Raw genomic sequence first — 10,914 nt, 5'->3', positions numbered from 1 at the left:
GCCGGAGTACTGGGTGCGGCACGTCCGCCGGCCGGTGCGGTTCCTCGACGCCGTCACGACCCTGGCCGGGTTGGGTGTCGCGCGGGTGCTGGAACTCGGCCCGGACGGCGTGCTCACCGCGATGGTGCGGGACTGCGCGCCGGACATCCGCGTGGTCGCGCCGGTGCTGCGCAAGGACAAGCCCGAGGAACGCTCGCTGGTCACGGCACTGGCCGCCCTGCACGTGGACGGCGTGCCCGTCGAGTGGGACTTCACCGGCGGTCGCCGGGTCGAGCTGCCGACGTACGCCTTCGCGCACCAGCGGTTCTGGCTGAGCGGTGGGGGTTCGGGCGTCGACCTGGACGCGCCGGTCGTGCTGGCCGGTGAGGACGGCGTGCTGCTCCAGGGCTCGGTGTCGCTGCCGGGAGCCGGTGTGCCCCTCGAACTGGCGTGGCGCGCGGCCGACGAGGTCGGGTGCGACGTGATCACCGAACTGGTCGTGCACCGGCCGCTCGCGGCGCGGGCCGCGGTCCAGGTGCGGGTCGACGCCGACCGCGTGCTCACGATCTCCTCGCGCGCCGGGGACGGGTGGGTGCGCAACGCGACCGGTGTCCTCGGCAGCGGCGGCACCTCCGAGGCCGGGGACGCCGCGTGGCTCCCGCCGTTCGAGGTCGCCGTGCCCGAGGGCGTTGGCGTGGACGGGTTCCGGCTCCACCCCGCCCTGTTCGAGCGGCTGGACGTGGTGGCGTGGCGCGGCGTGCGGCTGGTCGCCACGGGTGCCACCGCGCTGTCGGTCAGCCTGTCCGACCGCGACGGGCTGCTGGCGCTGGACCACACGGGCGCGCCCGTGCTCACGGCCGACGCCGTGGAGTTCGGCGTGCGGGCCGTGGAGGACCTGCCCGTCGCGGAGCCCGCCGCCCCGAGGTCGGCCCCGGTGCGGCGCGCGGTGCGGGCGGTGTCGGGTTCGGTGCGGGACGAGCTGCTGGGCGCGGACCCGCGGGAGCGGGCGGACCTGCTGCTCGACCTGGTCAGGGCCGAGGCGGCGGCGGTGCTGGAACTGGCCTCGCCCGACGACCTCGACCCCGAACGCGGGTTCCTGGAGCTGGGCTTCGACTCGCTGACCGCGACCGAGCTGCGCACCAGGCTCGCCAAGGCCACCGGCCTGACCCTGCCGCCCACGCTGGTGTTCGACCAGCCGTCGGTCACCGGCCTGGCCGCTCACCTGGCCGGGGCGTTCGCCGCGCCGGAGGAGGGGTCGGGGTCCATCGGCGCGCTGTACTGGCAGGCGTGCGCCGACGGCAAGTTCGGTGCCGCGCTGGACCTGGTGAAGGCGGCGGCACGGCTGCGGCCCGACTTCGACGTGGTGACGGCGGAGGCGCACGTGCCGCCGCCGGTCCGGCTCGCCGAGGGCTCCGCTCCCGAGCGGATCCTCTGCCTGCCGGGGTTCAGCGCGGTGTCCGGGCCCCACGAGTTCAGCCGGTTCGCCGGGGCGCTGCGCGGCCTGCGCGACGTCTGGGCGCTGCCCGAACCCGGCTACCTGGACGGCGAGCCCCTGCCCGAGTCGCTCGACGCGCTGGTCTGCCTCCAGGCGGAGGCCGCGCGGCGGTGCGCCGACGGCGAGCCCTTCGTCCTGCTCGGCCGGTCGGCGTCGGGGATGCTGGCGTTCGCCGTCGCGAAACGCCTGGAGGACATGGGGGTCCAGCCCGCGGCGGTGCTGCTGCTGGACAGCTACTCACCCGACGTGATCCGCAGGCAGCCGTGGCTGGAGACGACGCTGACGCGGGCGGTGGCGGAGCGCGAGCGCGGCTACGAGCTGCGCGACGACACCAGGCTGACCGCGATGGGCCGCTACCACGAGGCCTTCACCGGCTGGCAGCCCAAGCCGATCACCACCCCGACGGTGCTGGTGAGGGCGACCGAACCGTACTCGGCCGAGCTGGACGACCCGGCGCACGCGGGGTGGCAGGCGTCCTGGGAGCTGCCGCACGTGACCCTGGACGTCCCCGGCGACCACTTCACCATCCTGGAGAGCTCCTCGGAGCCCACCGCGACCGCGGTGCACGACTGGCTTTCGCAGAATTCCTACGAGGGGTGACATGAGAATCATCATCATCGGCGCGGGCGTGAGCGGCATCGCCTCCGCTGTCGGCCTGTCCGCGGCGGGGCACGAGGTCGAGCTGTACGAACGCGGCGACCTGCTGCGCGCGGGCGGCAACGGCGTGCTGATCTGGCACAACGGCACGGGAATCCTGGGTGAGCTGGGAATCCCGCTGGAGGGGCTCGGCACCCGGATCGACACCGCGGACGTCTGGGCGAACGACGGCACACCGCTGATGCGCACCGACCTCTCCGAGATCGCCCGCGAGTTCGGCTCGCCCGGCATCGGCGTCATGCGCGGCCAGGTCGTCGACCGGCTCGCCGCCGCCCTGCCGGACGGCGTGCTCCGCACCGGCAAGCAGTGCACGGGCATCGTCCACAAGGGACCGCGCGGGGCGAGGTCGGTCGAGGTCACCTTCGCCGACGGCACGGTCACCGAGGGGGACGTGCTCATCGGCGCGGACGGCTACCGGTCGGTCGTCAGGACGCACCTGTTCGGCGAGGACCACGCCCAGTACACGGGCCTGGCCTCGTGGCACGGCACGACGACCCTCCCGCTCGACCTCGGGGCGGTGCACGCGGTGCCGACGTTCTACGGCAAGAAGGGCCTGTGCACCCTGCACCCCGCGGGGGACGGGCTGATCCACTGGTCGTTCGAGGTCCCGTTCTCCAACGGCCTGGAGCACGTCCCGCCCCCCGGCGCGGACCTGGTCCACCCGGTCGACACCGGGAAGCGGCTGGAGCGGCTGCGCCAGGACTTCGGCGACTGGGCCAAGCCCGTGTCGTCGCTGCTCGACCTCCTCACCGAGGAGGACATCGCCGAGGCGCCGCACACCACGCACAAGGTGCCCAAGGTGTGGGGCAGGGGGCCGATCACGATGGTCGGCGACGCCGCGCACGCCATCCCGCCGCGTGCGGGCTGGGGGGTCAACCAGGCGCTGGAGGACGCGTGGGTGCTCAGCCGCACCCTCGTCGGCGACGGCGACCCCGTCGCCGCGCTGCGGGCCTACGAGCAGGCCCGCCGCCCGTACGCCCGCAAGGTGCTCGGCCGGGCGAAGATGCTGCGCCACAGCAACAGCCTGCTGCTGCTGCTGAAGGCGACCCGCGACGGGCTCCAGTCCACGAAGATGCTGCGCGCCAACATCAAGAACTGCAGCAACTTCCTGAACGGAGACCTGCCGCCCGGTCGTGGCGCCCGGCCCGGCACGTCGGCCGCGGCCTGAGTCGAAGTCGTTCCGCAGCAAGGAAAAGATTCTCCAGAGAGCAGGTTGGGCGTTGCGCACTGAGTTGATCCGGCCGTTGTCCGAAACGCTGCGCGACCAGGCCGTTCGCTTGGGCGCCAAGGTCGCCTTCTCCGACGGCGACCGCGCCGTGGGCTACGCCGACCTGGAAGCACGCACCCGGCGCGTCGCGGGGCACCTGGTGGCACTGGGCGTCCAGCGCGGCGACCGCGTGCTCATCTGCCTCGGCAACCGCGTCGAGACCCTGGAGTCCTACTACGCGGTGAACCGCGCGGCGGCGGTCGGCGTGCCCGTCGACCCCCGCGCGGGCGACCGGGAGCTGGCCCACGTCCTCGCCGACAGCGGCGCGTCCGCGGTGCTCACCGACCGGGCGCACGTCGACCGGGTGCTGCGGCTCGCACCCGAGGTGCTGGTCGTGGTCGTCGGCGCCGACGCGCCGGACGGGTTCGCCCGGTTCGAGGAGCTGGCGAGCACCGAGCCGTCGTCGCGGGCCCGCGACGACCTCGGGCTCGACGAGGTCGCGTGGATGCTCTACACCTCCGGCACCACCGGCGAACCCAAGGGCGTGCTCTCGACCCAGCGCAACTGCCTGTGGTCGGTGGCGGCCTGCTACGCGCCGGTGCTCGGTCTGTCCGAGGAGGACACCGTGCTGTGGCCCATGCCGCTGTTCCACTCGCTCGCCCACGTGCTGTGCGTGCACGGCGTGGTGGCCACCGGCGCCACCGCCCGGCTCCTGCCGGGCTTCGCCGCGGCGGACGTGCTCGACCTGGTGCGGCGCGAGACGTTCACGTTCCTCGTCGGCGTGCCCACGATGTTCCACCACCTGCTGCGCGCCGCGGAGGACGGCGGCCTCGAAGCCCCGTCCCTGCGGGCGTGCCTGGTGACGGGCGCGGTCGCCACCGCGTCGCTCAAGAACGCCTTCGACGAGCGCTTCGGGGTGCCGCTGGTCGACAGCTACGGCAGCACCGAGACCAGCGGCGCGATCACGATGAACCGCCCGGAGGAGGTGGGTGTCGCGGGTTCGTGCGGCCTGCCGGTGCCGGGGCTCGGAGTGCGGGTGGTGGACCCGGACACCGGCGAGGACGTCGCCCCCGGCGCGCAGGGCGAGGTGTGGGTCAGCGGACCCACCGTGATGCTCGGCTACTACGGCAGGCCGGAGGCCACCGCTGAGGCGCTGTCGGACGGCTGGTACCGGACCGGCGACCTGGCGTGGCGCGACGAGCGCGGCTACCTGACGATCAGCGGCCGGATCAAGGAGCTGATCATCCGCGGCGGGGAGAACATCCACCCCGCCGAGGTCGAGGACGTGGTGCGGACCGTGCCCGGCGTGGTCGACGTGGCCGTGGCCGCCCGCCCGCACGAGGTGCTGGGCGAGGTGCCCGCCGTGTACGTGGTGCCCGGCGGGTTCGACCCGGAGGCGCTGCTCGCCGCCTGCCGCGACCAGTTGGCCTACCACAAGGTTCCCGAGGAGGTCTACGAGGTCGCGTCGATCCCGAGGACCGCCTCCGGCAAGGTGCGGCGGCTCGCGCTGCTCGACCAGCCCGCCCGCCTGCTCGCCACGACGGCGGCCCGGCGCGAGTGGCTGTTCCGCCACGACTGGGTGCCGGTGGACGTGGCGCCGACCCCGGTGCGGGCCGGTGTGCTCGGCGAGGACCGGCTGGGGGTCGAGCGGGTCGTCGGTCTCGACGCCGACCCGTCCGTCGTGGTCACGTCGTTCGTGCCGGAGCGGACCGACGTGCGCGCGGTGGTCGCCGCCGTGGACGCGGTCGTGCGTGCGTGGCTCGACGACGACCGGTTCCCGACCGCGCGCCTGCTGCTGGTGACGCAGGGCCCGCTGCTCGCGCCGCTGGGCGCCAACCCCGTGCACACGGCGGCGTGGGGCGTCCTGCGCACCGCGATGGCCGAGTACCCCGGCCGCTTCGCCATGGCGGACGTGGACGACGACGAGGCGTCGCTGGCGGCGGTGTGCTCCGCGGTCGCGGCCGGGGAGCCGGAACTGGCCGCCCGCGGCGGCAGGGTGTTCGCGCCCCGCCTGGTGCGCGCGTCCTCCTCCGGGCAGGCGGCGGTGGCCGCCCTGACCGAACCGGTCCTGGTCACCGGCGACCTGGCCGACGCCGTCGTGGCCCACCTCACCGCCAACCACGGCGTGCGCGAGGTGGTGCGCGGCGGGCCCGACGAGTGGGCCGCGCTGGTCGAGCGGCACCGGCCGGGAGCCGTCGTGCACACCGGCACCGACCCGGACGAGCTGTGGTCGCTGCACGAGCTGACCAGCGGCCTGGACCTGTCCGCCTTCGTCGTGTTCTCCTCCGCCGCGGGTGTCCTCGGCGCGCCGGGCTTCGCGCGGCGGGCCGCGTTCGCCTCCTACGCCGACGCCGTGGTCCGCCACCGCCGCGCCGAAGGGCTCGCGGGCGTGTCGATCGCCTGGGGCCCCTGGGCGGGCGGCTCCCCGACCGGGGAGGGCGACCGAGCCTGGCTGAAGCGGCTCGGCGTCGCCGAGCTGTCCGAGGGGGAGGGTTTCGCGCTGTTCGACGCGACCCGCTCCGCCGACGACGCGGTGCTGGTCCCCCTGGCGCTCACGACCTCCGCGCTGCGCGGCCAGGACGTTCCCGCCGCGCTGCGCGCCCTGGTGCCCGCGGAGTCCGCCGACTCCCCGCTGCTGGACCGGATCGCCGACCTGCCCCACGCCCGCGCCCGGCGGGTCGTCGTCGACCTGGTGCGCACCGAGGTCGCGGGCCTGCTCGGCTACGCCTCACCCGACGACCTGCCGGGCGGGCGCGCGTTCTCCGAGCTGGGGTTCACCTCGCTCAGCTCCGTGCAGCTGCGCAACCGGTTGACCGCCGCGACCGGCTTGGCGCTGCCGGTGACGGTCGCGTTCGACCACCCCACGCCCGCCGCGCTGGCCGACCACCTGCTCGCCGAGGTCCTCGGCGGGGCGGCGGAACCGACGCCGACCGAGCCGGTCCGCGGTGAGGTCGACGAGCCCGTCGCGATCGTCGGCATGGGCTGCCGCTACCCCGGCGGCATCTCCTCGCCCGAGGAGCTGTGGCGGCTCGTCGTCGCGGAGGAGGAGGCGCTGTCGGAGTTCCCGACGGGCCGCGGCTGGGACTTCGCGGCGCTGTTCGCCGCCGACCCGGACCGGCCGGGCACGTCGCACACCCGCCACGGCGGTTTCCTGCACGACGCCGCGGAGTTCGACGCCGCCTTCTTCGGGATCTCGCCGCGCGAGGCGCTGGCCATGGACCCGCAGCAGCGCTTGCTGCTGGAGACCTCGTGGGAGGCCGTGGAGGGCGCGGGCATCGACCCGACCTCGCTGCGCGGCAGTCGGACCGGGGTGTTCGCCGGGATGATGTTCCACGACTACGCCACCGGCCTGGAGCGGGTGCCGGACGGCCTGGAGGGGTACCTCGGCACCGGCACCGCGGGCAGCGTGCTGTCCGGTCGGATCTCGTACTCGTTCGGCTTCGAGGGTCCCGCGGTCACCGTGGACACGGCGTGCTCGTCGTCGCTGGTGGCGCTGCACCTGGCCGCGCAGGCGCTGCGACGGGGCGAGTGCTCGCTCGCGCTCGCCGGTGGTGTCGCGATCATGGCGACGCCGTCGGTGTTCGTGGAGTTCAGCCGCCAGCGCGCGCTGGCGGTCGACGGCCGCTGCAAGTCGTTCTCGTCGTCGGCCGACGGCACCGGGTGGTCCGAGGGTGCCGGGATGCTGGTGCTGGAGCGGCTGTCCGACGCCCGCCGCAACGGCCACGAGGTGCTGGCCGTGATCCGCGGCTCGGCGGTGAACCAGGACGGCGCCTCCAACGGGCTGACCGCGCCGAGCGGTCCGTCCCAGCAGCGGGTGGTCCGGCAGGCGCTGGCGGACGCCGGTCTGTCCACGTCGGACGTGGACGCCGTGGAGGCGCACGGCACCGGGACGAGGCTGGGTGACCCGATCGAGGCGCAGGCGCTGCTGGCGACCTACGGCCAGGACCGGTCCACGCCGCTGTACCTGGGGTCGGTCAAGTCCAACATCGGCCACGCCCAGGCGGCGGCCGGTGTCGCGAGCGTGATCAAGATGGTCATGGCGATGCGGCACGGCGTCCTGCCGAGCACCCGCAACGTGGTGGAGCCGACGCCGCACGTCGACTGGTCGGCCGGCGCGGTGGAACTGCTCACGGAGACCCGCCCGTGGCCGTCCGTCGAACGCCCCCGACGCGCGGGTGTGTCGTCGTTCGGCGTGAGCGGCACGAACGCGCACGTCGTCCTGGAACAGGGCGAGGAGCCCTCTCCGACCCCGCGGACGCGCGCGGCGGCACCCGCCCCGTGGCTGCTGTCGGCCGCGTCCGAGGACGCCCTGCGCGGCCAGGCGGCGCGGTTGCTGGAGCACGTGACGACCTCCGAGGACGACCCCGCGGACGTCGCCTTCTCGCTCGCGACCACCCGTGCGGCGCTGGCGCACCGCGCCGTGCTGGTCGCGGACCCGACCGAGGGGCTGCGCTCGCTCGCCGCGGGCGATCCGGCGCGGCTGGTCGTCACCGGCGCGGACGCGGACGTGGACGACCGCGTGGCCTTCGTGTTCCCCGGTCAGGGGGCGCAGTGGGTCGGGATGGGTGTGGAGCTGCTGGAGCACTCCCCGGTGTTCGCGGCGCGGATGGCGGAGTGCGCGGGGGCGTTGGCGGAGTTCGTCGACTGGAACTTGATCGCGGCTCTGTCGGACGCGGAGGCGTTGGAGCGGGTCGATGTGGTGCAGCCGGTGTTGTGGGCGGTGATGGTGTCGCTGGCGGAGGTGTGGCGGTCGCTGGGTGTCGAGCCGTCGGTGGTGGTGGGCCACTCGCAGGGTGAGATCGCCGCCGCCGTGGTGGCTGGGGCTCTGTCGCTGGTCGACGGTGCTCGGGTGGTGGCGTTGCGGTCGCGGGCGATCCTGGGGATCGCTGGTCGTGGTGGCATGGTGTCGGTGGCGCTGCCCGCCGACGAGGTTCGAGGGCTGCTGGCCCGGTGGCCCGAGCAGATCTCCGTCGCGGCCGTGAACGGGCCCTCGGCGACGGCGGTGTCCGGCGACGTCCACGCCCTGGAGGAGCTGCTGGCCGCCTGCGAGGCCGACGGTGTGCGGGCTCGGCGGATCCCGGTGGACTACGCGTCGCACTCGGTGCACGTGGAAGCGCTGCGCGAGGAACTGCTGGCCCTGCTGGAGCCCGTGCGCCCCCTGGTGCCCGAGGTGCCGTTCTACTCGACGGTCGAGCAGCGGCACGTGGACTCCGCGGCGCTGGACGCCGACTACTGGTACCGCAACCTGCGGCGGACCGTGGAACTGGAGTCCGCGATCGGAGCGCTCGCGGCGGGCGGTGTCGGCGCGTTCGTCGAGGTGAGCGCGCACCCGGTGCTGACGGGCGCGGTGCAGGAGTCGGCGCCCGCCGCCGTGGTCGCGGGCTCGCTGCGGCGCGGTGAGGGCGGTCTGGAGCGGCTGCTGACCTCGGCCGGTGAGCTGTGGGTGCGCGGGGTCCGGGTCGACTGGTCCTCGGTCGTGCCCGGCGGTGGTCGGGTCGGCCTGCCGACGTACGCGTTCCAGCGCGAGCGGTTCTGGCTGGAGCAGACGTCGGGCACCGGCGACCTCGGGTCCGTCGGGCTCGCGTCGGCGGCGCACCCGATGCTGGGCGCGTCCGTGCGGCTCGCCGACGGCGGCACCGTGCTGTCCGGCAGGCTGTCGACGCGCACGCACGGCTGGCTGGCCGACCACGCCGTCCACGGGACGGTGCTGCTGCCGGGCACCGGGTTCGTCGAGCTGGTGACGGCCGCGGCCGACCAGGTCGGGTGCGACCTGGTCGAGGAGCTGACCCTGGAGGCGCCGCTGGTGCTCGGGGACGTGCAGCTCCAGGTCGTCATCGGCCCCGAGACCGCGGCGGGCGGGCGCACGGTCGCCGTGCACTCCCGCCCCGCCGACGCCGACGTGGACACCCCCTGGACGCGTCACGCGAGCGGGTCGCTCGGCGTCGCGACCCCGTCGGCGGAGGAACCGCTCGGCGAATGGCCGCCACCCGGCGCGACGCCGCTGCCGGTGGACGACCGGTACGACCGGCTGGACGGCGAGGGTTTGGCCTACGGACCGGCCTTCCGCGGTCTGACGGCCGCGTGGACGGCGGGCGGGGAGGTCTTCGCCGAGGTCGAGCTGCCGTCGGAGGTGGACGTGCGCGGCTTCGGCGTGCACCCCGCGCTGCTGGACGCCGCCCTGCACGTGCTCGGCGCGAGCGGGCTCGTCGAGGACGCGGGAACGGTGCTGCTCCCCTTCTCCTGGAACGGGGTCCGGCTGTCCGCGGTCGGCGCCACCGCGCTGCGGGTGCGGCTGTTCCGCACCCCCGGCGGAGTCGGGCTGCACGCGTTCGACGCGGCGGGCACGCCCGTCGTGGCGGTCGACGGCCTGGTGCTGCGCCCGGCGGCCGAGCCGCGGACCGCCGCCGTCGACACGCTGTTCCGCGTCGACTGGACGGCGCTCGCCGTCCCGGAGGAGCCCGTCGAGGACGTGCGGTCCGTGGTGGACCTGGATTCCGTCGGCGGTGACGTGCCCGCGGTGGTCGTGCTGCCGCTGGGCTCCACGTCGCTGCACGGCGTGCTCGCCCTGGTGCAGCGGTGGATCGCGGAGGAGGCGTTCGCGGGCTCCCGGCTGGCGCTCGTGACCAGGGGAGCGGTGTCGACGGCCGACGGGCAGGACGTGACCGACCTCGTGCAGGCGTCGGCGTGGGGGCTGGTGCGCACCGCGCAGGCCGAGCACCCGGACCGCTTCGTGCTGGTGGACGTCGACCACGACGACTCGCTGTCCGTGCTGCCGCGCGTGCTGGCCTCGGACGAGCCGCAGGTCGCGCTGCGCGCGGGTGAGGTGCTGGTGCCGCGACTGGCCCGCACCACGCCCGCCGAGCCGCTGCCGGACGCGGCGTGGCGCGTGGAGGCCGGGGCCGAGGGGTCGCTCGACGGGCTCGTGATCACCGCCAACCCGGCCGCGGAGGCACCGCTGGGTGCGGCCGAGGTGCGGGTGGCGGTCCGGGCGGCGGGCGTGAACTTCCGGGACGTGCTGATCTCGCTGGGGATGTACCCCGGCGCGGCCGTCATCGGTGGCGAGGCCGCCGGTGTCGTCGTGGAGGTCGGGGCCGAGGTCAGCCGGTTCGCGCCGGGTGACCGGGTGATGGGCCTGTTCACCGGCGCGTTCGGCTCGGTGGCGGTCGCCGACCACCGGATGCTCGCCCGCGTGCCGCGAGGCTGGTCGTTCAGCCGGGCCGCGTCCGTTCCCGCCGTGTTCCTGACGGCGTTCTACGCGCTGCGGGACCTGGCCGGGCTGCGGTCCGGTGAGTCGGTGCTGGTGCACGCCGCCGCGGGCGGTGTCGGGATGGCGGCGGTGCAGTTGGCTCGGCACTGGGGTGCGGAGGTGTTCGCGACGGCGAGTCCCGGCAAGTGGGGGGCGCTGCGCGAGCTGGGTCTGGATGACGAGCACGTGGCGTCGTCGCGTGATCTGGGTTTCGTGTCGTCGTTCCCGTCGGTGGACGTGGTGCTGAACTCGCTGGCGCGGGAGTTCGTGGACGGCTCGCTGGGGTTGGTGCGTCCCGGTGGCCGGTTCGTGGAGATGGGCAAGACCGAC

3 protein-coding genes are annotated in these 10,914 nt (G+C 74.9%); all 3 read left to right on the top strand.

The features are described 5' to 3' along the window. Positions 1-2,074 (top strand): thioesterase domain-containing protein (locus AC156L_RS03440; RefSeq protein ID WP_484406578.1); only part of this gene is annotated, 2,074 nt, incomplete at its 5' end. A 1-nt stretch (position 2,075) separates the two neighbouring features. Beyond that, entirely contained in the window at positions 2,076-3,299 is a 1,224-nt protein-coding gene (locus AC156L_RS03435) for an FAD-dependent oxidoreductase (protein ID WP_330875498.1), read from the top strand. A gap of 52 nt (positions 3,300-3,351) precedes the next feature. Beyond that, positions 3,352-10,914: beta-ketoacyl synthase N-terminal-like domain-containing protein (locus AC156L_RS03430; RefSeq protein ID WP_484406576.1), on the top strand; the 7,563-nt coding region annotated here is incomplete at its 3' end.

This window comes from Umezawaea sp., from assembly GCF_057122925.1.
This window is presented reverse-complemented; position numbering and strand designations above follow the sequence as displayed.

Excerpts from the sequence above, each read along its gene's own strand:
- AC156L_RS03435 (WP_330875498.1), top strand. The coding sequence starts at position 2,076 with ATGAGAATCATCATCATCGGCGCGGGCGTGAGCGGCATCGCCTCCGCT.